General features: G+C 53.0%; 20 protein-coding genes, 1 tRNA gene and 2 pseudogenes. 15 read left to right on the top strand and 8 right to left on the bottom strand.

What is annotated here, in order from left to right; genetic code table 11:
- Nucleotides 1-547: 547 nt before the first annotated feature.
- Both L5220_RS12045 and L5220_RS12040 read left to right on the top strand, forming a co-directional pair.
- Complete coding sequence (locus L5220_RS12045; protein WP_499573824.1) at nucleotides 548-1,555, top strand: bestrophin family protein; 1,008 nt, start codon at nucleotides 548-550, stop codon at nucleotides 1,553-1,555.
- Nucleotides 1,536-3,806: a heavy metal translocating P-type ATPase gene (locus tag L5220_RS12040; RefSeq protein WP_499573821.1), complete on the top strand. Its 2,271-nt coding sequence runs from the start codon at nucleotides 1,536-1,538 to the stop codon at nucleotides 3,804-3,806. The genes L5220_RS12045 and L5220_RS12040 overlap by 20 nt, the downstream gene beginning before the upstream one ends.
- Before the next feature lie 3 nt (nucleotides 3,807-3,809).
- On the opposite strand, the gene L5220_RS12035 is transcribed toward L5220_RS12040, so the two are convergent.
- Nucleotides 3,810-5,075, bottom strand: coding sequence for an AmpG family muropeptide MFS transporter (locus L5220_RS12035; protein ID WP_499573819.1), 1,266 nt, complete (start codon nucleotides 5,073-5,075; stop codon nucleotides 3,810-3,812).
- Between the two features lie 80 nt (nucleotides 5,076-5,155).
- Nucleotides 5,156-7,645 (bottom strand): glycogen/starch/alpha-glucan phosphorylase, encoded by a 2,490-nt coding sequence (locus L5220_RS12030; RefSeq protein ID WP_499573838.1) that lies wholly within the window; start codon nucleotides 7,643-7,645, stop codon nucleotides 5,156-5,158.
- 523 nt (nucleotides 7,646-8,168) lie between these two features.
- On the opposite strand from L5220_RS12030, the gene eno reads away from it, so the two are divergent.
- Nucleotides 8,169-9,458 (top strand): phosphopyruvate hydratase, encoded by a 1,290-nt coding sequence (gene eno / locus L5220_RS12025; RefSeq protein WP_499573835.1) that lies wholly within the window; start codon nucleotides 8,169-8,171, stop codon nucleotides 9,456-9,458.
- Nucleotides 9,459-10,259, top strand: coding sequence for a 16S rRNA (adenine(1518)-N(6)/adenine(1519)-N(6))-dimethyltransferase RsmA (gene rsmA / locus L5220_RS12020; protein ID WP_499573817.1), 801 nt, complete (start codon nucleotides 9,459-9,461; stop codon nucleotides 10,257-10,259).
- Here rsmA and L5220_RS12015 read toward each other — a convergent pair.
- The gene (locus L5220_RS12015) at nucleotides 10,233-11,021 is read right to left on the bottom strand and encodes an E3 ubiquitin ligase family protein (RefSeq protein ID WP_099798118.1); all 789 of its coding nucleotides are present in this window, start codon (nucleotides 11,019-11,021) and stop codon (nucleotides 10,233-10,235) included. The two genes, rsmA and L5220_RS12015, sit on opposite strands and share 27 nt — an antisense overlap.
- Before the next feature lie 34 nt (nucleotides 11,022-11,055).
- The gene (locus tag L5220_RS12010) at nucleotides 11,056-12,267 is read right to left on the bottom strand and encodes an RNA-guided endonuclease InsQ/TnpB family protein (RefSeq protein WP_499573814.1); all 1,212 of its coding nucleotides are present in this window, start codon (nucleotides 12,265-12,267) and stop codon (nucleotides 11,056-11,058) included.
- A gap of 375 nt (nucleotides 12,268-12,642) precedes the next feature.
- Between L5220_RS12010 and apcD the strand changes: the two genes are divergently transcribed.
- From apcD to L5220_RS11995, 3 genes are all read left to right on the top strand, one after another.
- A complete protein-coding gene (apcD, locus tag L5220_RS12005) occupies nucleotides 12,643-13,128 on the top strand; it encodes an allophycocyanin subunit alpha-B (RefSeq protein ID WP_448525430.1) in 486 nt (161 codons plus the stop codon).
- A gap of 77 nt (nucleotides 13,129-13,205) precedes the next feature.
- Nucleotides 13,206-14,330 carry a glutamate 5-kinase gene (gene proB / locus L5220_RS12000; protein WP_499573833.1) on the top strand — a complete coding sequence of 375 codons (1,125 nt, stop codon included), beginning with the start codon at nucleotides 13,206-13,208 and terminating at the stop codon, nucleotides 14,328-14,330.
- A gap of 324 nt (nucleotides 14,331-14,654) precedes the next feature.
- Entirely contained in the window at nucleotides 14,655-15,191 is a 537-nt protein-coding gene (locus tag L5220_RS11995) for a tetratricopeptide repeat protein (protein ID WP_448514180.1), read from the top strand.
- 33 nt (nucleotides 15,192-15,224) lie between these two features.
- On the opposite strand, the gene L5220_RS11990 is transcribed toward L5220_RS11995, so the two are convergent.
- Both L5220_RS11990 and L5220_RS11985 read right to left on the bottom strand, forming a co-directional pair.
- Complete coding sequence (locus L5220_RS11990; protein ID WP_499573811.1) at nucleotides 15,225-15,521, bottom strand: hypothetical protein; 297 nt, start codon at nucleotides 15,519-15,521, stop codon at nucleotides 15,225-15,227.
- Between the two features lie 228 nt (nucleotides 15,522-15,749).
- Nucleotides 15,750-15,834, bottom strand: a tRNA-Ser gene (locus tag L5220_RS11985).
- A gap of 35 nt (nucleotides 15,835-15,869) precedes the next feature.
- On the opposite strand from L5220_RS11985, the gene L5220_RS11980 reads away from it, so the two are divergent.
- Both L5220_RS11980 and cbiE read left to right on the top strand, forming a co-directional pair.
- The gene (locus L5220_RS11980) at nucleotides 15,870-16,484 is read left to right on the top strand and encodes a precorrin-8X methylmutase (RefSeq protein WP_448527059.1); all 615 of its coding nucleotides are present in this window, start codon (nucleotides 15,870-15,872) and stop codon (nucleotides 16,482-16,484) included.
- Nucleotides 16,481-17,728: a precorrin-6y C5,15-methyltransferase (decarboxylating) subunit CbiE gene (gene cbiE / locus L5220_RS11975; protein ID WP_448514183.1), complete on the top strand. Its 1,248-nt coding sequence runs from the start codon at nucleotides 16,481-16,483 to the stop codon at nucleotides 17,726-17,728. Before L5220_RS11980 ends, cbiE begins: the two co-directional genes overlap by 4 nt.
- Here the strand turns inward: cbiE and L5220_RS11970 are convergent.
- Nucleotides 17,719-18,249 (bottom strand): pentapeptide repeat-containing protein, encoded by a 531-nt coding sequence (locus tag L5220_RS11970; protein ID WP_499573809.1) that lies wholly within the window; start codon nucleotides 18,247-18,249, stop codon nucleotides 17,719-17,721. The two genes, cbiE and L5220_RS11970, sit on opposite strands and share 10 nt — an antisense overlap.
- A 121-nt stretch (nucleotides 18,250-18,370) precedes the next feature.
- On the opposite strand from L5220_RS11970, the gene L5220_RS11965 reads away from it, so the two are divergent.
- The 5 genes from L5220_RS11965 (at nucleotide 18,371) to rpmA (ending at nucleotide 21,541) form a co-directional block, all read left to right on the top strand.
- Nucleotides 18,371-19,930 carry a SagB/ThcOx family dehydrogenase gene (locus tag L5220_RS11965; protein ID WP_227517539.1) on the top strand — a complete coding sequence of 520 codons (1,560 nt, stop codon included), beginning with the start codon at nucleotides 18,371-18,373 and terminating at the stop codon, nucleotides 19,928-19,930.
- A complete protein-coding gene (locus L5220_RS11960; protein ID WP_099798248.1) occupies nucleotides 19,927-20,373 on the top strand; it encodes an Rrf2 family transcriptional regulator in 447 nt (148 codons plus the stop codon). Before L5220_RS11965 ends, L5220_RS11960 begins: the two co-directional genes overlap by 4 nt.
- Nucleotides 20,374-20,391: 18 nt before the next feature.
- Nucleotides 20,392-20,796 (top strand): FHA domain-containing protein, encoded by a 405-nt coding sequence (locus tag L5220_RS11955; RefSeq protein ID WP_448514185.1) that lies wholly within the window; start codon nucleotides 20,392-20,394, stop codon nucleotides 20,794-20,796.
- Nucleotides 20,797-20,917: 121 nt separating this feature from the next.
- Entirely contained in the window at nucleotides 20,918-21,259 is a 342-nt protein-coding gene (gene rplU / locus L5220_RS11950) for a 50S ribosomal protein L21 (RefSeq protein WP_099798249.1), read from the top strand.
- A gap of 9 nt (nucleotides 21,260-21,268) precedes the next feature.
- Complete coding sequence (gene rpmA, locus L5220_RS11945; protein ID WP_099798250.1) at nucleotides 21,269-21,541, top strand: 50S ribosomal protein L27; 273 nt, start codon at nucleotides 21,269-21,271, stop codon at nucleotides 21,539-21,541.
- Between the two features lie 281 nt (nucleotides 21,542-21,822).
- Here the strand turns inward: rpmA and L5220_RS11940 are convergent.
- Nucleotides 21,823-22,104: pseudogene (locus L5220_RS11940) on the bottom strand (zinc ribbon domain-containing protein); the annotation flags it as partial.
- 305 nt (nucleotides 22,105-22,409) lie between these two features.
- Between L5220_RS11940 and L5220_RS11935 the strand changes: the two are divergent.
- A pseudogene (locus tag L5220_RS11935) lies at nucleotides 22,410-22,511 on the top strand (transposase); the annotation flags it as partial.
- Nucleotides 22,512-22,598 lie beyond the last annotated feature (87 nt).

Below are 22,598 nucleotides of genomic sequence, written 5' to 3'. Positions count from 1 at the left end.
CAGAGGTTGACATACTTCAGAACCTTGAACGGGTTCCGTCCTTGCTCAAAGAAGTATTGCCGAGACTCATACACGCCTTGGTTGTAGAGATTGTTGGCAAGACGCGCTAACTCAGTAAGCAACTGAGCAAGCTGCTTGTCAGGTTGAAAAACATCTTTTTGGACGGCTAAAAACATCATTGGGTTAAGATGGTATGCAGTTATTATAGATGCCGATTTACGTGAATAGCAACCGTATGAGAGAAGATGGCATACAGCTAAAATCGACTCGTCATTGCACGTATCAGTCAGGACATCACTTTGTCTGGAGAAGAATGTCAAGACTGATTCTGCCTACTGCCGTAGGCGCGGGAACCGTTCTGTATCCCCGTCGGGAACGAGCGAGGTTTTATCCGGTTCCCGAACCCTCCGGTTTCTATAATTACAAACGCAGCTTGTGCTTTCGCATCCTCGAGGGTTGCATGCCAAGTATCGGTAACCGTATCCCAGTTTTCGTGGCAGCCAAAGAGGTAATTGTTTGGGAACGCAACTCCGTTCTAGGATTATGTATGCCTCGAACCTCATTTTTACGCTTGAACTTGCCTCCCAACCACCAACTGCGCCAATTCAGTCCTAGTGCCGTTAAGCGGCTATTGTTAGAGACAAATTGGTTGCGCTTGGCGCTGCGGCTGCGCGGCTCCGTCATTCCTGCCATTCTGCCAGAAGTGCTTTTTTGTGTTGCCTTTGGGGTGTTGATTTCAGCGGCAGACATTTACATCGTCAATCTGCATTGGCCAGTTCTGGGCAGCTTAATCCCCTCTGTTGTGCTCGGGTTACTCCTTGTATTTCGCACCAACACCGCCTACGAGCGGTTTTGGGAAGGACGGCGACAGTGGGGGAACATCATCAACGCCTCCCGCAACTTAACCCGCTTGATGTGGACGGCCATTGATGAGCAAACAGCCGCCGATCGCCAAGGTAAAATCAAAGCCGTGAACTTAGTGGGCGCCTTTGCGATCGCCACCAAGCAGCACCTGCGCCACGAAACCTTTGTAGAGCTTCAGCCATTCCTTGCTCCTCACGAATATCAGGAACTGCAATCGATACAAAATGTGCCGCTGCGCATTGCCCTATGGATAGAATCGTATCTGCATCAACAACACCGCTGTGGTCAGTTGTCTCTGTATCAACTCACCTATATGGATGAGTTACTCGTGCTGCTTGTAGATGCCCTAGGCAGTTGTGAGCGCATCCTGAAAACACCGATCCCCTTGGCCTACGCCATTCACCTCAAGCAGTTATTACTGCTGTACTGTCTGCTGTTACCCTTCCAACTGGTGGATGATCTAGGGTGGTTAACAGGGCCAATGGTGGGTCTGATTGCCTTTACCCTCTTTGGCGTTGAGGAAATTGGCATTGAAATTGAAAACCCCTTTGGCCGCGACTTAAATGATTTACCATTAGATGCAATCTGCATTACGATGCAGCAAAACATTCATGACCTCATTAGTACGCCAGCACCCCACCAATCCTCCCTTGACGATGTGGTAATTCCCCATGACCATGACCACCACTGACCCCCAAACCATTGCCTACGAAGTGGTTCATCACCTTCCCGGGCGATTGCGGCTGCGGGTTCCTCGTCTGCGCTATGACGATCACTACCTGCGTCAACTCCAGCACCTGTTAGTGCAGCAGGAGGTTGTCCAGCAAATTCGCGTCAATGCTGCTGCCGCCTGTATCGTGATCGAATATAACAGCGATGGCGAGAGTCACCTTGCACTGTTTAGTTCCCTGATCCGTCGCGCCGCTGACCCTGACTTACCCAGCCCCACCATTCTGTCGATTGACAAGCAGGTGTATTCCCCATGGAACACCACCTACTTTTTGCAAAAGATGGCCTTGCCCGTGGCTGCGTTAGCCATTGTTGCCCTATTGCCACTGCAAACTCCGTTCTATCCAGTAATTGTCGCGACAATCATTACCATCATTGCTCTGCCCACCTTTCAGGAAGCCCTCGAAAGCCTTGAGCATCGCCATCTTAACGTCACCCAACTGGAATCCTTGTGGACAATTCTGCATACTTTGCAAGGGGAGTATATGGCTCCGGTGCTAGCGGTGTTCATGAGCCAAATGGGGGGCTCCCTGCGGGACATGACAGCACAGGTGGGTGAAGCCCAAGTGTTTGATCCCCTTGATCAGCAGCGCACCTACTGGATTGAGCGGGATGGTAGTCGTCGTAACGTCTCAATTCGTGAGTTACACGTGGGGGATCACGTCATTGTGGCGGCTGGCTCGGCAGTACCTGTCGATGGCGAGGTGCTCTGGGGGTCAGCGGTGATTCAGCGGCAGTTTTTGACGGGTGAGTCGGATTTACTGACCTGTGAACCGGGGCAGGCGGTGCTGGCCTCGTCTTTGGTGGTGCGGGGGCAACTCTGTATTGCTGCTAAGGCCGTTGGCAATGATACCCAAGTGGGGAAAACGCTCCAACTGGCCAAACAAGCCCCCCAACTCGATACACGCATTGAGAATTACGCCGAAGAAATTTCTAACCAAGCGATCTTACCGGCCATGGGGGTCTCTGCTCTTGTGTATGGGCTGACTTTGGATGCTCACCGGGCGATCGCCCCGTTACAGCTTGACTTTGGCGCTGGGATTGGCATTACCATTCCGACAGCCATTTTGGCCGCCCTGACCCATGCTCCCCAAGTAGGCGTGTATGTGCGCAATGGTCGTGCCCTTGAGCTACTCTCGCGGGTAAATATTATCGTCTTTGATAAAACCGGCACTCTCACGGAAGTAAAGGGCACCATTGCTGGGGTGGAAATTCTCAAAGAACACCTTAGCGAAGACACCCTCCTGTACTGGCTCAGTACCATTGAGCAGCACATCAACCACCCCTTTGCCTTAGCGGTGATGGAGTACGCCCAAGCGCGGGGAATTTCCCCCGGCGAGTACTCAGATTGGAGCTATGAACCCGGGCGCGGTGCTATGGGGTTGGTAGAGGGACAGCAGATTCTGGTGGGCACACACCAGTTTATGACTGACAACAATATTGACGCCGACCTTGAAGAACTTCGCTCCCACGAGGGCGTGCTCTGGAATCGCTCCCTTGCTTGCGTTGCCTGTAATGGTGAACTGGTGGCTGTCCTTTTTTACAGCAATCCGGTGCGCCCAGAAACGGCCAGTGTCATTGCCGATCTGCAAAATCGCGGCATTGAATGCTATATGGTGACAGGGGATCACCACGAAGTTGCCAACGCCGTTGGTTATGCTGCTGGGTTTCGTCTTGGCCAAATTTATACCAATACCCTGCCAGAAGATAAGGTGGAGATTCTCAAGAAGTTTAAGAATAATGGCGAAAACGTCGTGGCCTACGTTGGGGAAGGGTTTAACGACACAGCGGCGATGGCCTACGCCGACATTTCCATTTCCCTGCCGGAGGGCAGTGATGCCGCACGGCAAACGGCAGATATTTTACTGATGAATAATAATCTTGAAGGGATTATTCAGGCGATCGCCCTCAGTAAAGAAGTCATGGAGATTATTAACCAAAACATTGCCTTGGTGGTTATTCCCAACGTCAGTGTGGTCTTAGCAGGGGTATTTTTGAGCCTACACCCAGTGCTGGCGGTGCTCATTAGCAATGGGGCAACCCTATTAGCAGAACTCAATAGTCTGCGGATTCTCACAGACTACCGTCCTGTGAAGGTGAAGCATAAAATCAGTAGTGGCCGCTCCCAAACGGGTATGCTGGATATTCCTTGGAAAAAACGCCCCCGACGCAGTTTTGTGCGGCTCGGCAGCGATACACCCAGCCCAGCCTGAATGCTAGCCATCACTGCCGGGTCGGGGAACATCGGCTTTGGGGTGCCATGGTGCAAAGAAGGGCAACAGCAGCAGCGCGGGAAGGGCAGCACCAATCGTAAAGAGGAAAAACAAGGGCCAGCCCATGAGTTCCGCTGCTTTCCCGGCAGGAGCGGCCAGAACATCTCGACTAAAGGCAAATAAACTGGAGAGGAGTGCATACTGAGTGGCGCTGAATTGGGGGTTGCAGAGGCTCATTAAAAGTGCTGTTAACGCAGCGATCGCCAGCCCCGCACAAAAATTATCAATACTAATGGCAGCAATCATAACAACCGGATTTGCACCCGCATTGGCCAAGGCAAAATAGGACACATTACTAGAGGCCTGTAGCCCTCCCATCACCCAAAGGGCACGATGAATGCCAATTTGACTGATAGCAGCCCCCCCAGCCAGCGCACCAACAATGGTGGCAATGAGACCAATTCCGCCCTGCACAGCGCCAATTTCTGTTTGGCTAAAGCCCTGTTGCAGCAGAAAGGGGGTCATCATATTCCCCGTAAGAGCATCCCCCAAGCGATACAAACAAATAAACCCTAGGATAATCAGCCCCGTCCCCCAGCTATACCGCTGAAAAAAATCTAAAAAGGGTTGGAGCACCGCTTGGCGCAAAGAGCGGGGAGCGGGTGGCTGTACTTCAGGCTCCGGTGCCCAAACGGTTGTCAGCATCCCCACCAGCATCAATAGCGACATCACGCCATAGACTAGCGGCCATGGCAGTTGATCCGCCAAGATCAACGCAGCGGATCCGGTGATCAGGAGCGCCATTCGATAGCCCAACACATAAATMCCCGCCCCTGCACCCATTTCAAGGGGATCGAGCACATCGGCGCGGTAGGCATCGACAGCAATATCTTGGCTGGCACTTAAAAACGCAATCGCCAAAGCATTCATCGCCAGTAACCGTAAGCTGGCACTTGGGTTCTGTAGCCCCATCAGGGCGATCGCCACCAGCAGTAGCCCTTGAATCAGTAACAACCAGCCCCGCCGCCGCCCCAAAAACGGCAGGGTATAGCGATCTAAAAGCGGCGACCACAGAAACTTGAGGGAGTAGGGCAGCCCCACCAAGCTAAACAGCCCGATCGCCGTGAGGTCAACCCCCTCTACGGTCATCCAAGCTTGGAGGGTACGGCTGGTGAGAAACAGCGGCAAGCCGGACGAAAAGCCCAGCAGTAGGAGTGCCGCCATCTTGCGACTTTGAAATACCCGTAGGGCTGACCCGATCCCCGCCATGCCGTTCTCCTCATTGCTCAAACCTTGTCCAGTGTAGAGCAAAGAACAGCACTCCACTAGATTGGGCAGCAGGCTTGGCTCTAGAGACTACTGGCCTGCGTGGTTCGTGCAGGCTGGAAGGCAGGCCGACACGCATCTAAGGAGACGGGCACTGGTGCAATCTTCCAGATGTCTTTGCAGTATTCAGCAATGGTGCGATCGCTAGAGAATTTCCCCATGCGCGCCACATTCAAAATCGACATCTGGGTCCAGCGGTCTTTATCACGGAAGGCCTGCGCTGCCCGCTGATGGCAGTCTATATAGGACTGATAGTCCGCCAAGAGCATGTATTGATCGTCATTGAGCAGTGAGCTAACAATTGGCTCAAATAACCCCGGCTCCCGCGGGCAAAAATAGTCGGAAATGAGGCTGTCGATGACTTTTTTCAGCAACGGATTGCTGTTGTAGTAGTCACGGGGATTGTAGCCTTCCGCTTTGAGGCTCATCACCTCCTGCGCTGTTAACCCAAAGAGGAAGAAATTTTCAGCCCCGACTTCTTGGCGAATTTCCACATTTGCGCCGTCTAGGGTGCCAATGGTGAGCGCACCGTTGAGGGCAAACTTCATATTGCCGGTTCCTGAGGCTTCTTTCCCTGCGGTGGAAATCTGCTCTGAGAGATCCGCCGCCGGATAGGCAATTTCCCCCAGAGACACCGAATAGTTGTTCAGGAATACCACCTTGAGGCGACCATTGACATCGCTGTCGTGGTTCACCATAGCCGCAACAGAATTGATCAGTTTGATCATCATCTTGGCCATGAAATAGCCGGGTGCCGCCTTGCCACCAAAGATAAACGTGCGCGGTTGAATATCAATATTGGGGTTGGCCTTAATTTGCTCGTACAGGGTAATGATGTGCAGCACGGCCAAGTGCTGGCGCTTGTACTCGTGGATGCGCTTAATTTGAATGTCAAATAAGGAGTAGGGATCCACTTCAATTTGATTGTTGCGCCAGATGTAGTCGGCGAGGCGTTCCTTATTGGCCTGTTTAATCTTCTGCCACTTGGCGTGGAACGCCGGATCCGTCGCGTAGGGTTCTAAGCCTCGCAGGTCTTCTAGGTGGTAAAGCCAGCGATCGCTGTTGAGGGTATCGGTAATCAGCTTGGCCAATTGGGGATTGCTCAGGAGGAGCCAGCGCCGTGGAGTAATGCCATTGGTTTTGTTTTGGAATTTGTCGGGGTACATCTCGTAGAAGTCCCGCATCAATTCCTGTTTAATTAGCTCGGTGTGAAGTTCGGCCACGCCATTTACCGTATGGCTACCCACACAGGCTAAGTGCGCCATGCGTACCTGCTTCGGGTGCCCCTCCTCAATCAGAGACATCCGTGCTAAGCGGGCGGTATTACCGGGATATCGCTGACGGATTTCATTGAGGAAGCGGTAGTTAATTTCATAAATGATCTCTAGGTGACGCGGCAACAGTCGCCCAAACAGATCAATAGACCAGCGTTCCAAGGCTTCAGAAAGAAGGGTATGGTTGGTGTAGGCAAAGGTGCGCTGGGTAATGTCCCACGCTTCCTCCCACGTCAGTTGATACTCGTCAATCAACAGTCGCATCAATTCCGCCACCCCAATGGCCGGGTGGGTATCGTTTAGCTGGATGGCAACTTTTTCGGGGAATGCATCAAAACTGGTGTGCTTGCGCAGATAGAGCCGAATAATATCTTGCAGTGAGCACGAGACAAAGAAATACTGCTGCCGCAGCCGTAGTTCCTTCCCTTGTGGGGTATTGTCGTTGGGATACAGAACTTTGGAGATGTTTTCACTAAAGGTTTTCTCCGAAACCGCTTGGGTATAGTCCCCGGCGTTAAAGACTTGCAAGTTAAAGTCTTGGGCAGCGCGGGCACTCCACAGCCGCAAGGTGTTGACGGTATTTTTGCCGTAGCCGGAAATGGGGGTATCGTAGGGGGTGCCAAGAACGGTGGTGCCTGCCACCCATCGCACCCGATAGTGGCCTTGAGCATCGGTGTAGGCTTCTGTATGGCCGCCAAACTTCACTTCGACGTTGTAGTCAGGGCGGGCAATTTCCCACGGGTTCCCAAAGCGGAGCCAGTTATCGGGTACTTCGTGCTGCCAGCCGTTGGTGATGACTTGCTCAAAGATGCCGTATTCATAGCGAATGCCATACCCCACTGCCGGGATTTCCAAGGTGGCCAAGGAGTCTAAAAAGCAAGCTGCCAGCCGACCCAAGCCCCCATTGCCCAAGCCAGGTTCTGGCTCTCGCTCCATCAGCTCATTCAGGTCAAGCCCAAACTCTGCCATGGCTTGTTTGGCTTGCTCGTAAAGGCCGACGTTAATGAGGTTATTGAGCAATAACCGCCCGATCAAAAATTCCGCCGACAGGTAATAAACTACTTTGGCATCCTGCTCAAAATAGGTTTGGGCGGTTTTAATGCGGCGGTGCAACAGGCGATCGCGCACCGTGTAGGCCAGTGCCATGAAATAATCGTAGGGGGTGGCAAAGGTGGCATCTTTGCCTTGGATGTAGTGCAAGTTATCGACAAAGGCGCGCTTCAGGGTTTGCACCGTCATGCCCGTGCGATCGCTCTCGATGTAGAGATCGCAATGGTCATCGGTTGGTGGAACAGCAGAGGAGTTAGGGGCGTGACCGTTGGAATCGGAAAAATTACTCATGCAAACACTGGCTCTATGAGGAATCGGAAATAACTTAGATTAAGGCTAATACAGATTGGCAAAATGTACATTAGACTACTAGTACGTGATTTTTAATAAAAAATTCACCTCTGTTTACATGGTTTTTATAGCGCCTGTGGGGAAGTTGCTATCTTTGCGGGGCGATCGCTAGTTCAGCAAACCTGTGCAGCCTACTTAACACAAGATCCCTAGGAACAGGCTGAATTCAGCAACGCAACCATCCCTTAAATTCCTTAACAAGATTTTACAGTCATCCGCGATGGAGTGGCTGCGGGATAGGCACTTAAGGCATGCCCCCGCGCTCAGCTGTATAAAAAAGTTGGAATTCTTGCCCCAACGTAACCGGCTGTACTTGGGTAAAGCGGTGCGGAACCAGTAAAATCTAACCTGCATACTCAGGATAATGCTCATGATGGATACGGCGATCGCAACCATTCGTGCCCGGGAAATCTTAGACTCCCGCGGGCGACCCACGGTAGAAGCAGAAGTTGAACTAGACTGTGGCGTGGTCGGGTTGGCTCAAGTTCCTAGTGGCGCGTCAACCGGCAGTTTTGAAGCCCACGAATTGCGCGATGGCGATCCCAAGCGCTACGGGGGCAAAGGAGTGCTGCACGCCGTAGAAAATATTGAAACTACGATTCTTAGTGCTTTAGTGGATCAAAATGCGCTGGATCAGACCGCGATTGATCAGTGCCTTTTGGAGCTAGATGGCACCGAGAACAAGAGCAATTTAGGTGCCAACGCCATCTTGGCGGTGTCCTTGGCGATCGCCAAAGCCGCTGCCGAGTACCTTGGACAACCCCTCTATCGCTATTTGGGTGGCCCCCTCGCTAACGTGCTGCCGGTGCCGATGATGAATGTGATTAACGGGGGTGCCCATGCCGCCAACACTATTGATTTCCAAGAATTTATGATTATGCCCGTTGGCGCTCCTAGCTTTAGCGAAGGGTTACGCTGGGGAGCAGAGGTCTTTGCGGCACTGAACAAGGTCTTGGCGGATAAAGGGCTGCTCACGGGGGTTGGCGATGAAGGTGGGTTCGCCCCCAACCTTGAATCGAATCAGGCGGCACTAGATATTTTGCTGCAAGCGATCGAAACCGCAGGTTACACGCCCGGTACGCAAGTGGCGCTCGCCCTTGATGTTGCCGCTAACGAGTTCTACACAGATGGCTGCTATACCTTTGACAATGCCAGCCGTAGTGGCGCTGAGCTAGTGAGTTACTATGAGCAACTAGTGAGCAATTACCCCATTATTTCCATTGAAGACGGCCTTCAAGAAGAAGACTGGGAGAGTTGGGGGCTCCTCACCCAAGCGTTAGGCACGCGGGTGCAACTGGTGGGGGATGATCTGTTTGTGACGAACCCCAAACGCCTCAAGCGCGGTATTGACAGCGGTGTGGCCAATGCCATTTTAATCAAACTCAACCAAATTGGCTCACTCACTGAAACGCTGCAAACCATTGACTTAGCGACCCGTAGTGGCTACCGCTCGGTGATCAGCCACCGCTCCGGTGAAACCGAAGACACCACCATTGCGGATCTGGCCGTGGCGACTCGCTCAGGGCAAATTAAAACTGGTTCGCTGTGCCGCAGTGAGCGGGTTGCCAAGTACAACCGCCTGCTGCGCATTGAAGCGGAACTGGGGGATCAGGCAGTGTATGCCCCGACCGTGGGGTTAGGCCCGCAGTAGGTGAATCGACCTCGCAAACGGTTTGGCCAGCACTGGCTACGCAGTGAAGCGGTGTTGGCACAGATGATTGCTGCGGCGCACTTAACACCGGGCGATCGCGTCCTTGAAGTAGGCCCAGGGCGCGGTGCACTCACTCGTCCCCTGTTGGCGGCTGGGGTTGCGGTGGTTGCGGTGGAACTGGATCGCGATTTATGTGCAAGCCTGAAGCGGCAGATCCGCAGCGATCGCTTCGTGCTGATGGAAGGGGACATCCTGCGCACTGATCTGGCGGCTTTGGGGTGCAACAAAGTAGTGGCCAATATTCCCTACAACATCACAGGCCCGCTCCTAGAACACTTACTGGGAACCCTGAGCCAGCCTCGCACCCCCGCCTTTGAGCGCCTCATCCTCCTCGTGCAAAAGGAAATTGGCGATCGCCTCATGGCCAAACCGGGCAGCAAAGCCTACGGTGCCCTTTCAGTACGTAGCCAGTTCTTGGCCACCTGTGAACCTGTCTGTGCCGTTCCCCCGCGCGCCTTTCAGCCACCCCCACAAGTGGAATCGATGGTGATCTGTTTACGGCCTCACCCAACGCCACCTCAGGTGACTTCCCCCCAGTGGTTAGAGCGGCTGCTGAAGCAGGGGTTTGCCACCCGCCGCAAAATGCTAGCCAATGCCTTAAAATCACTGGTTGATCCGAGTGCTGTTCGTCAGGTCTTAGCGGAACTGGGACTTCCTCCCGAGAGCCGTGCTGAAGCCTTGAGCCTGAGAGACTGGCTAGCCCTCAGCGAAGCGCTAGAACAGGCTCAGCAAAATGAGTAGCACTCCGATGCCACCACAGGCCACCGCCCCCAGACCAGTATAAAGAATGGTATTACTGGTGTCTTGAGTGAGGCTGTCTTCCGACTTCAGGGAAATAAAAAACTTTTGCCCCTTCGCAGTTGGGCGCTCAATCCGTAGGGTTCCCGTCTGGTCGCTAGCAGTCCCCACCACTAAAACCGAGCGATCCACGGGCAAAATCCATTCCTGATAGCGGTAGCCGAGGGTGGTGCCACTGCCGAAGGACAAGGTACCAATATTCAAGGTAAATGCCCCGAAGGAGAGCCGATTGGCATTATTGGCGGGGCGAAACTCATTTAAGACCTGTACAGTTTCAATATCCGCCCCGGTCGGATCCACTTCAATGTCACCATAGCGATCGCGCAGACGGAAGGGAATCGACTGACTATTGCTGCTAATGGTGTCAGAGCGACGTTCGGTACGCCAACGTGTCCGCCCGTCGCTATCTGTCTCACGTACCTGTTCCTCGTACTCCCGCGTGACAGACATTTTGTAGTGCACACAGGGCACCTGCTTTAATTCTGAGGTTAAGGGAGACTCCGTCGTCACTTGGCCTGTAATTTTTACATATTCGCGCAGATTGCCACCGCCAATTTCCCGTGCCACTTGCTCCCCTAGGTGATGCAGTTCAGCGGTGGTAGATGGGGTTGCTAACTTGAGGCTGCGTAGCTTCAGGCGATAGTGGCGTTGCACAAAAAACAACACAACTGCAACCACAACTAAAATGCCACCAAAGATGCCCATTGTTGCTTCTCAACGCCTCTGTAAACAACTTCCGCTAAGCGCTAACGCGCTCTAGACGGGAGCTTTCAGTAGCCCTCAAGATATGCTCACTCAAAGAGCAAGACAATTTCTCGGCCCCTCCAAGCTGGTTTAAAGACAGACCCAAACGCTTGACCAGGTTTGCTCCATTCAAGTCAGCCTCCCCCTGCCAACCGCAATGGCCACAAGTAAACCCCTTGCCACTTCGATAAGACTTGCCTTGCACTGGATGAATGTGCAGGCATTGGTGACAGATTTGCGAGGTATATACCGGATTAACCGCAAGCACCTGAACGCCTGCCTGAAGTGCCTTATAGGCGATAAACAAACGCAATTGAAAGAATGCCCAACCACTAGATCTGCGTCGCTCGGTCTTGTCGCGCAGCAGCTTGTTGGTGCGTTCTCTGATACCTGTCAAATCTTCCACAGCAATTACAGCATTCAAGGCGTTAGCCCGCTGCACAATCGCTTTGCTGATTTGATGGTTCAACCATTGCTGATAACGGCGATTTTTACCCGACAACCGTTGCAAACTCTGTCTTGCCCTGCGGCGAGTCGATCTGGTGCCTTTCGAGCGTTTTGCTTGGAGCGACGCTCTCACCTTAGACAACCGATCTCTAACTTGCTGAATGTCCTGACCGTCCCACTTTTCCACTTCAGACGTAACCGCAATATCTCTGCGTCCAAAGTCAACGCCAATCACATTACTTGATTGACTTGATTGGTCTGACTCTGGTGCTTCAGTCTTCAGTTGGATGTGCAGATAGACGTTGCCGTCTCGATGCTTGCAAAGCTGAGCCGAGGTTGGCTGACGCCCTTTGAGTGTGCCTCTTTGGTAATGGCCTGCATCCAACTTCACCTTCTCTGTGCCCTGAACTGTTGCAAGGCTAACCTGCCACTCCTTATCGTTGAAGGTAAACAGATCGCTGCCACAGTCCATACTGGTTGGTGCAAACCGTTTAACAGGCTTGCCTTTGAGTTTAGCAGTCTTACGGTTTGCCGCCACACCAGCGCACGCCCTGAGCGCTATGTTGGCCACCAAGGAGAATGTCTCTTTGATGGTCTGGTCGGTCAAGGACTGAAGAGCGATTTTGTTGGTGAGTTTGGGATGGGTGTTGTCATTGACATAGTTGCACGCATCAGCAAACACCTGAAGAGTTGCCGCCAGTTTGGACGCTTGCTCAGGCGTAGGTTGAAGCTTTACAACGAGTGTCAGGACTTGTTTCATGGTTGGTACTTTACCACCACGTGAAGATTGCCTGCAATGGTCAAGAGTATTGCTGATTTCGGCGGTATTGAGCCGCACTCATACGCCTTTGGCGCAGCGAAGCTCGACAGCGCTCCTCCCCCCCTGACCGCCAAGCTTCGCTGTGGCGGGAGCACCTCGGAGGTCTAGGTGGGAATGTATGCCTCAGCACCAACCCTGTCATCGACAGCAGCGCCACGGTGCTCTGCTCGTTCCCGCACTTCGCTTTCTTTGTTAGCTTTTCACCCGCTGTCTAAAGGCGTAGGACATTCACAAAAGGCTAAGGGGGTGAAAAAAACTGTGACCGGGCGACCACCGTCCTCTAAAATGAGGAATGTATTAAGCGGTGTTAGCAATATGAGTGTCATTAGTCAGGTTCTTCTCAAAGCGGACGATGAATTGCGCTACCCCACCACAGGCGAACTCAAGGCAATTAGTGACTTTTTTGAAACGGGTGCGCAACGCCTACGCATTGCCACGACATTAGCTGAAAATGAAAAACGGTTGGTAGAGCAAGCCAGTAAGCAACTGTGGCAAAAGCGGCCTGACTTTATTGCTCCTGGTGGTAATGCCTATGGCCAAAAACAGCGTGCCCTCTGCTTACGCGACTATAGCTGGTATATGCGCTTAATTACCTACGGTATTTTGTCAGGGGACAAGGAACCCATTGAGCGCACTGGACTCATTGGGGTGCGGGAAATGTACAACTCCTTAGGGGTGCCGATGGCTGGTATGGTAGAAGCCATTCGCTGTCTGAAGGATGCTTCCTTGTCGCTGTTGAGTGCCGAGGAGGCGGAAGTTGCTGCTCCCTACTTTGACTACATTATCCAAGCCATGTCCTAAAGTACTCTCATCGTTCCGATAAACGCCTTTAGCGTATGATCCCCCGCCCTAGGGACGGGGGTATATTTTTATGGTGGATCGTGTTAGGCACCATGGCACAAACCATTGTGGTTAAAATTGGCACCTCTAGTTTGACAGGGGGCAAGGAGGGAACTCTGGCACTGGCCACCATCGCCCAGCTTGTGGATGTGCTCTGGGGCTGTCGGCAGCGGGGCGATCGCGTCGTGCTGGTATCTTCGGGAGCGGTGGGCGTAGGAGCAGTGCGGCTGGGGTTGCAGGAGCGTCCACAACAGTTGGCGCAAAAACAGGCGGTGGCAGCCGTGGGGCAAGGTCACTTAATGCGGATGTACGATGATCTGTTTAGTGTGCTGCACCAGCCCATCGCCCAAATTCTGTTAACGCGACAGAACTTTGTCGATCGCCAAAGTTACCTCAATATTTTTAATACATTTCAGGCTCTCTTTGACTTGGGGGTCATTCCCATCGTCAACGAAAATGATACCGTCGCAGTGGATGAACTGAAATTTGGAGATAACGATACCCTCTCGGCGTTGGTGGCCAGCTTAGTCGAAGCCGATTGGCTCTTTTTGCTGACGGATGTGGATCGTCTCTACTCAGCGGATCCACGGTTGGATAAAACGGCTGTGCCCATTGAGCGGGTTCAATCCCTTGCAGACCTAGAGCAAACGGTACAGGTGGGGGCAGCGGGTTCGCCGTGGGGCACGGGTGGGATGGCCACTAAAATTCGCGCAGCAGAGATTGCCACTGAAGCGGGGGTGCGAACGGTTATTACCGATGGGCGATCGCCCACCAACATTCTGAAAGTGATGGCGGGCGAGTCCTTGGGTACCCAGTTTGAACCAAAACCCAAAACCATTAATGCCCGCAAGCGCTGGATTGCCCGTGCCTTGATCCCCAAAGGCGAGTTATGGTTGGATGCCGGGGCAGTCAAAGCCATTACCGAGGGTGGGTGCTCCCTGTTGGCGGCAGGAATTACGAAAGTGTGTGGCGAGTTTCAAGCGCAAGATGCAGTAAAGCTCTGTGATCCTGACGGGGCAGAAGTGGCTCGCGGGCTGGTGAACTACAACAATGACGAAGTGCGTCGCGTTCAAGGGCAGCAGTCCACCGAACTGGCCAGCATCCTTGGCTATAGTGGTGCAGACACAATTATCCACCGTGATAATTTGGTGGTGACCCTGTAGTCATGAGTTTCTCCTGCCATACCTTGACAGTTTCGTACCCTTGTCTGTTGCATCCATTCTTACGGATATGGGTAGATTGACGTTCGGGACACTGTATTCGTTTCTCCCCTAATTCATACCTATATTTCTATACTATGCAATGCCCAGAAAAGAAGTGCCTTAAATCTGCCGTGTGCCACCTCCGCGGGAGTGATTTAGCCTCCGTTCACTGAGGTGTTTGAAGGAAGTCATGTATTTATGATAATCCTAGGGATGTGTATGCCTCGGGTCTTAAACACCCTTCATATGTATGATTGTCTCTTGTGATTGAGGACGTTGAGTACCATGGACGGTTCATTACCTGCCCTGTATTTAGGGGTGCTGATTGTATTGTTGGGGGTGTCTGCATGGTTTGTGCTGGGGCAAATTATTAAAACCCGCCGGATTGAAACCACCTTGGCGCGGCTACAACGCAAGCTCAAGCAAGAGCCGGGCACAACCCAAGAGTATTTTGAACTGGGCAGCATCTATCTCAGCAAAAAGCTAGCTACTCAGGCTATTCCCCTGCTGCAAAAGGCGCTAAAGGCAGCGGAAAATGAGCAGGAGACCTACCTAGCCCCTATTTACAATGCCCTTGGCTATGCCTACTTTATTCAGGAGCAGTACGATTTGGCTATTCGTTACTACAAGGATGCCTTGAAAAATCAGCCTGAGTACGTGACTGCGGCGAATAACCTCGGTCATGCCTACGAAAAGAAAAACTTGGCTCAGCCTGCCCTTGAGGCCTATCAGCACACCCTCAGGCACGATCCTAACAATGGGATTGCCCAGCGACGGGTCAGCTCTCTTCAAAAGCGTTTGAGTGGTGCTTCTGCTTCCTAACCCCTATTAACCAAGGTGTACACTTTCCAGTACTCAGATGCCTACACTAAAGCCAATGCCTCGGTTGTTCCGTGGCTCTTCAAATTGCTTATAGACTTTGGGGTCTTGCCGCAGCCGCACGGGTTGAGGGGATAAACTGTCCTCTAATCCATCAGGATATTGCAGTTCATTGGCATTGGCAGAGGTTGAAGGTGCTGTTTGTAGGGCGGAGCGTAGATCTGGGCTGACCTCGATGGAGCCAATGGTTGCAGAGTTGGCAGAGGCGGGCAAGGTTGCAACCGTCAGTGGACTAGCGATCGCCAGTAGTGAAATGATCCAAGAGTTACGCATAAATTAAAAGTCCTCAAGTAATTAGCGGACGTTTTTACGTTGTTAAGGTTCAGGCAGTAGTGATTCCTGAGTGCGTCTGCGTAATACCATAAAAAGAGACAAACGCTCTATTTTTCATATTCTAGCGATTTGCCTGTGGAACAACAGAGAGCTTTAGAAATCGCAATCAACAGCAAAAATAGACCCCTGAAACGATGGAAATAGGTCTAATCTGGCAGAAAATGGGTACGGAGAGAGAGGGATTCGAACCCTCGGTGAGTTGCCCCACACAGCATTTCCAGTGCTGCGCCTTCGACCACTCGGCCATCTCTCCTTTTTAGACAGCTTTCCTATCCTAGCAGAAGTCCTGTGTCTCTGATTCATCCCATTGCCCAAGAGAGTTTTAGGATTATTGATCACGAAATCGGCGACCACAGCCTTGATCCAGCCACCTATGCCATTTTGCGGCGGATTATCCACAGCACGGCTGATTTTGAATTTAAGGATCTGCTGTACGCGCCGGCAGCAACTGTTGCCGCCATGACTCAGGCCTTGGCCACCGGAGTGCCCATTGTTACGGATGTGCGGATGGTCACCGTGGGGATTCAAACCATGGCCAGCCGTACCTTTGCAAATCCTGTGATCACCGCCTTGGACTATGGGCAGGCACCAGCCCCCGATCAAACCCGCACTGAAGCCGGGATGATTGCTGCTTGGCAGCAGTATCCCCAGGGGCTGTTTGTGATTGGGAACGCCCCCACGGCATTAATGGCGCTGTGCGATCGCCTACGTCAAGGATCGGTTCTGCCAGCAGGGGTGATTGGGGTGCCGGTGGGGTTTGTCAATGTGGTGGAGTCTAAAGCTGCCCTTGCAAACCTAGCTGTGCCCCAAATTCGAGTGTCTGGGCGCAAAGGTGGTTCGGCGGTTGCTGCGGCCATTGTCAATGCCCTGCTGGATTTAGCGTGGCAGGAGGGGCACGCTTGAGTCCTATCCATGTGGTGGGGATCGGTCTGGAGGGCATGGCGGGTCTGGGGAGTGCTACCCAAGCTATCATCCAGACGGCAACGCTGTTGGTGGGGAGCGATCGCCACCTTGCCCTGATTCCGGAGCTTGGCATTCCGCGTCTTGAGCTACGCCAATTTAACGATAGTCTTACTGCCCTAGAAACCCACCTGAACACCACACTACATCCCCAAGTTGTCATTCTTACCAGTGGTGACCCTCTCTTTTATGGCCTAGGCCGCTGGCTCCTCACAGTTTTTCCAGCGGAGCAGTTGACCTTTCATCCTCACCTCACCGCCGTGCAGTTGGCCTTTAGTCGGCTCAAGCTGCCGTGGCAGGATGCCGCTATCTGTAGTGCCCACGGGCGAAACCTATCGGCATTGATTCCCTTACTGCAACAAGGCACGGCCAAAATTGCCATTTACACCGATGCTGAGGCCGACATCACCGCCATCAGTGCGCTCTATCAACGCCTAAACCTGCCGGTGTCCTACCAAGCATGGGTCTGCCAAGCCTTGGGTAGCCCCCAGGAGCAGATTCTCCCTTGGGAGTTGCACCAACCACCGGTTCCCTCCCCCGAGATCCATCCCCTCAACCTAGTGGTGCTGGTACGGCAACCTCAGCAGATCCCCGCTGCGGATCTCCCCTGCTTTGGCCTAGAGGATCACCAATTCTTTAGCTTTGGCGATCGCCCCGGTCTCATGACTAAACGAGAGGTACGGGTACTGGCCTTGGCAGAATTGGCCTTGACCCCTCAAGTGCAAGTGATTTGGGATATTGGCGCTGGCACCGGCAGTGTCGCCGTAGAAATCGCCCGCCTTTTACCCCATGCCACCGTCTATGCCGTTGAAAAAACCGCCGTCGGCTATCAACTTCTGTGCCAGAACCGCGATCGCTTTGGTCTGGCGAACTTAAAACCGATTCAGGGGATAGCTCCCACCGCCTTGGATTCCCTCCCTGATCCCGATCGAGTGTTTATTGGGGGCAGCGGCACGCTGTTGGCCACCAACTTAGAGGTGGCATGGTCACGCCTGCCCCCCCAAGGCCGTATCGTCATGGCGATCGCCACCCTTGAGCACCAAGGCCAAGTTTTGGCGTGGTGTCATCAACACCATCTCAAACCACAATTCCTCCACCTGCAACTAAGCCGTTCAGTTCCCTTAGGCAGCGGACACCGCCTGCACCCCCTCAACCCCGTTACACTCATCACCGTGGCTCATCCATAAAAGTGACCATCGGGACAGATCGTGGTGGCATCACACATCGCATGGCTCAAGTCCACTCCCGTCGCCCGAAAAAAATTACACCGCTGCACCTGAGTCCCCGTTAAATCCGCCTGCTCAAGGTTGGCCTGCTGTAAATTTGCCCCCTGCAAGTTCGCTTGGCGCAGGTTAGCCGAGCGCAGATCCGCTCCTTGGAGGTTAGCTCCCGCTAAATTGGCCTGCTCGAGGTTGGCCGAGCGCAGGTTTACCCGCATCATGCGTGCCCCCTCGAGATCTGCTGCCGCTAAATTGGCTTGGTAGAGCTGGGCATCCCCCAGTTCACTCTGGCGTAGATTGGTGGCGGTGGCCACAATTCGATTCAGCTGGCAGTAGGGAAGATAAGCATTTTCTAAATTGCTATCACTAAAATCCGCATCCCCCAAGTTTGCGTCAAATAGACTCACCCCCCGCAAATCTAGCCCCCTAAAGTCCCGCTCTCCCATGGCATAGGCTTGCAGTAGCTCCTCGGCACTAAATTTCGCCATAATAATAAATAGAGTTTTTACAGTGAACTAAGTATTCTTACTTACGTCTTTCTGACTGTAGGGGGAGTTATCAGGGAAATTCATATTACTTAATGGTTTCTTAACTTGATGAGGCAGCACAATGGCGATGGGGTTTGAGCATTCATCCTTGGCACAGCACTACCACGAGCGCACCAAGTATGCCCCAGAAACCTTAGCGCAGCAGGCTCGTGGCCTCGACTGGAGCCGCCAACCGGAACCGTTCAAAACCTATCCCTTGGGCAAGGTCTTTCCACTCAAGCCATTCTTTAGGCAAGGGGAAACCGCCGCAGAGCGGTATTGGCAACGACTCTCGCGGCTGCTGTACTGCACCTATGGGGTAACAGCAGTGGTGCCCTATCCCGATCGCCCCTTCTTAATGCGAGCAGCCCCCTCTGCAGGGGGGCTATACCCAGCCGAAGTCTATGTCATCACCCGTACCGATCGCCTCATTCCAGCGGGGATTTATAACTACCAAGTTAAGGATCATGCCCTTGTACAGGTTTGGCAAAGTTACCACTGGTCTGGCCTTCAAGATGCTTGCCTGTGGCATCCAGCCCTTGAAGCAACTGAAGTGGCGCTGATTGTAACGGCTGTATTTTATCGCTCTGCTTGGCGCTATGGCGATCGCGCCTATCGACGCATTTGCTTAGATATTGGTCACCTACTCGGCAATGTCGAACTGGCTGCCAGCATCAATGATTTTCGCTCTCACCTCATCGGCGGCTTTGTGGACTCGCAAATCAACGATCTGCTTTACCTAGACTCAGCCCAAGAAGCGGTACTGGGGGTTGTGGTGCTCGCGGATCTACTGCAGGTGTCACAAAATCTCTCTGCCTTTCCCGCTGCCTTAGCGTCCACCGTCTGCTATGACTATGGGGCAATCCCTGATGGCGATCTCCTTGCTGCTTGTCATCAAGGGAGTGCGCTCACAAACACAGACATCATTTACGGCATGTCAAAGGTTGAAGAGACCACCGTGCCCACTCTCAACAGTGGGGGTGCCCTTCCCAACGCTGCACCGGACGATAAATACAACTTCCCCTTTGGCTTGCGGGTATCGCTGCCGCAAACCGTACTGAACTGGGATACTGGCCTAGGGGCGTTGCAACAGACAATTTTGCAGCGCCGCTCGACCCGCCAGTACAGTGGCAAGGGAATCACCCTAGATCAATTGGCGGCGCTGTTGACCTTTACCTACCATGCCGAAGCCTACCGCGACCAAGGACTGGATGAGGCCCCTAGTTTCTTTGATCTCTCATTAGTGGAAACCTTTGTTGCGGTCACTCGCGTGAGTGACTTAGAAGAGGGCTGCTACTACTACGCTGTGGCAAATCACGAACTGCGACAAATTCGCTTTAAGAATTTTCAGGAGCAACTGCACTTCCTCTGTCTCAATCAAGAGTTAGGGCGGGATGCCGCCGTCGTCATTTTCCATACCGCCAACTTAGCAGCGGCGATCGCCCGCTATGGAGAGCGTGCCTACCGCTACCTGCACATGGATGCAGGACATTTGGGGCAGCGCTTGAACTTGGCGGCAACTGCTTTGGGGTTAGGGGTTAGCGGCATTGGTGGCTTTTTTGATGATCAGGTGAATGAGGTACTGGGCATTCCCGCTGACGAAGCCGTGCTCTACATTACGACGGTGGGACAGGCTGCATGACCCTGACAACCCGCGGCCACTATAGTATCAAAGCCCTCTTAGACCTGAGCTTACAGCCGCAGTATGGCCCGTCCTCAGTGCGTGCCATTGCCGAGCGCCAAAATATTCCCGCTCCCTATCTAGAAAAACTATTGATCGAACTGCGGCGTGCCGGCCTAGTGCGATCGCTGCGGGGGGTCTATGGTGGCTATCAACTAGCTCGTCCCCCGCAACAGATTTCACTGCGGCAGATTCTTCTTGCGGTGGGTGAGTCCCCTCAGCCTCTTTTTTTGCAGCCGCCGGAGCCTGACGCTGCTACCGCTGACTGGGTCACCCTGAGTCTCTGGCAGCAACTGCACCAAAAACTACAGGATGCCCTTGACAGTATTTCCCTTGAAGATTTGTATTTTGATGCCCGTAGTTGGCAAGCCGCCCAAGGAGATGGTGCTACCTTTGTAGTCTAGGCCGTCATCGGGAACCCCATGACAACGCCCACGCATCATCGAGCATGGCTGATTATTCGCGAGTATGGGCAACCCAAACGCGACGTTGCTCTCACCCCCGATCGCCAGTGGACCATTGGTCGCCAAAAAGATTGCAGCATTATCCTTCGCGATCGCTATGTTTCGCGAGTTCACGCTGTTATTAATAGTTTTCTTTTCGCCAACCAGCCCCTTTATTTCATTGCTGATTACCACAGCCGCAATGGAACCTTAATCAATGGCTTGCTCATCAGGCACAGCACCTTGTTGCACCACGAAGATGTGATCGGCATTGGCAGGGCATTACTGGTCTTCTACTATCCAGAGATGTTCAACGAGATCGATGCCTCGATGCTCTCTCAACTCAATAAAGTTTCCACCAGCAGTGTCCCCTGGGTCGGCTAAGGTCGTTGACAGACCCAGCTCAAAAGTCTATGATGTAAAACTGCTGAATTTGCACGGAACAGGTTCACCAAGAGGACAATGCGCCCTCACCTGCACGGCAAGGAGTTACTTTAGGTCCCCTATGGCATACGCAATTATTGAAACCGGTGGCAAGCAACTGCGAGTCGAAGCCGGGCGGTTTTATGATGTGGAGCGGTTAGCGCTTGACCCCGACAGCACCATTGATATTGAGCAAGTATTACTCGTGCAAACCGATGCTGGCGTTCATGTTGGCCAACCCTACGTTAGTGGAGCTGTTGTTACCGGTACAGTGTTGCAGCATCGCCGTGCCCCCAAGGTAATTGTCTATAAAATGAAGCCCAAGAAAAAAACGCGGAAAAAACAAGGGCATCGCCAAGAATTAACCCGCATCATGATTAACGAGATTCGCCTCAACGGTGAAGCCCTGAATTCAAATAGCTAGGAGGTTACCATGGCACATAAGAAAGGAACTGGCAGTACCCGTAATGGTCGTGACTCCAATGCCCAACGCCTTGGGGTGAAGCGATTTGGTGGCGAAGTGGTCAAAGCTGGCCATATCCTTGTGCGGCAGCGGGGCACTAAATTCCATCCGGGGGTGAACGTGGGGCGTGGCAGTGATGATACACTGTTTGCCACCATTGCTGGCGTTGTCACCTTTGAGCGCTATGGCAAAACGCGTAAGCGGGTTAGTGTTTACCCCCTAGCAGAGAATCGCGCTGTTTAGCTTGTGGGGGGTTGGGGGTAGATAAGCCCTGCACTGTACCGTGGCTCCCCGACGAAGCGAGAAGCCCGCACTCTAAGCGAGTTGTGTTGACAGGCGATTGCTTTGACATCGAAGCCACTCAATTATAATCTGGAGTTGATGGGTTCTGTCCCTTGCCGCGGCGGTTCAAGTGTTGCAACTGCAACAAGGTCGCGATAACCCGAACCAAGCGGCCAGTGTGGTCTCCAAGGCCAGCGACCTCTAGGAATCAGGGTTCTATTCAAAGGACTGCAACGTGTAAACTACCCCGCCCGATAGAGGACGGGGCTTTCAGCAGCCCTCAAGACAACATCCTGCCATGGGCAAGACAGTATCTTGGAGCCTCCAAGGGTGTTTACAAGACCCCCCAAAGTAGCGATATTTTTCGCTCCATTCACATCAGCATCTCCTATCCAACCGCAGGACAGGTTCAGGCACGCACACCTTTTGCCCTGCCGATGACCTATCACGTTGCAACAATGACAGGTTTTCGAGGTGTAGCGAGGCTCTACACGCTTCACGGCTACGCCAACCTTCACGCCCTTGTAGGCAAGGAATTAGCGAAGCTGATAGAACGCCCAGCTATTACTGCATCGCCGTTCAGTCCTAGAACGGGGCAATTCGTTGGTGCGTTCTCGGATGCCGGTGAGATCGTCAATTGCGATGGCCTGATTTGTCGCCTTAGCCTGCTGGATGAGTCGATAACTGATGGTGTGGTTCACTGCTAGGATTATACGCTATTGGCGGCTTTTCGGGGTGTCGTAGGCAAAGCCCACCGAAGGTGTACCCCTCAGCCGCCGCTCCTATCCCTCCGCGGCTTGTCGAAGCGCGGGGTCTCTCGGAGGTTTTGTTGAAGAAACTGCTTAGTCTCTGGAGCAGAAGCTACTTTTTTTGCACCGCTGGGCATCTTAGCGCAGAGATAATCCAAAACTACATTAATGATCTTCAATGATCCTCATCACTGGTAGGCGACTAACGTTGCTTAAGGGCTTTTCCTCCCCGTACTAACGTACGGGGCTACCAAGCAATCCCTATGTGT

The organism is Synechococcus sp. PCC 6716 (assembly GCF_022570815.1).
GTDB lineage: Bacteria > Cyanobacteriota > Cyanobacteriia > Thermosynechococcales > Thermosynechococcaceae > Thermosynechococcus > Thermosynechococcus lividus.
The sequence above is the reverse complement of the archived record's forward strand: the minus strand, read 5'-3'. Positions and strand labels throughout refer to the sequence as shown.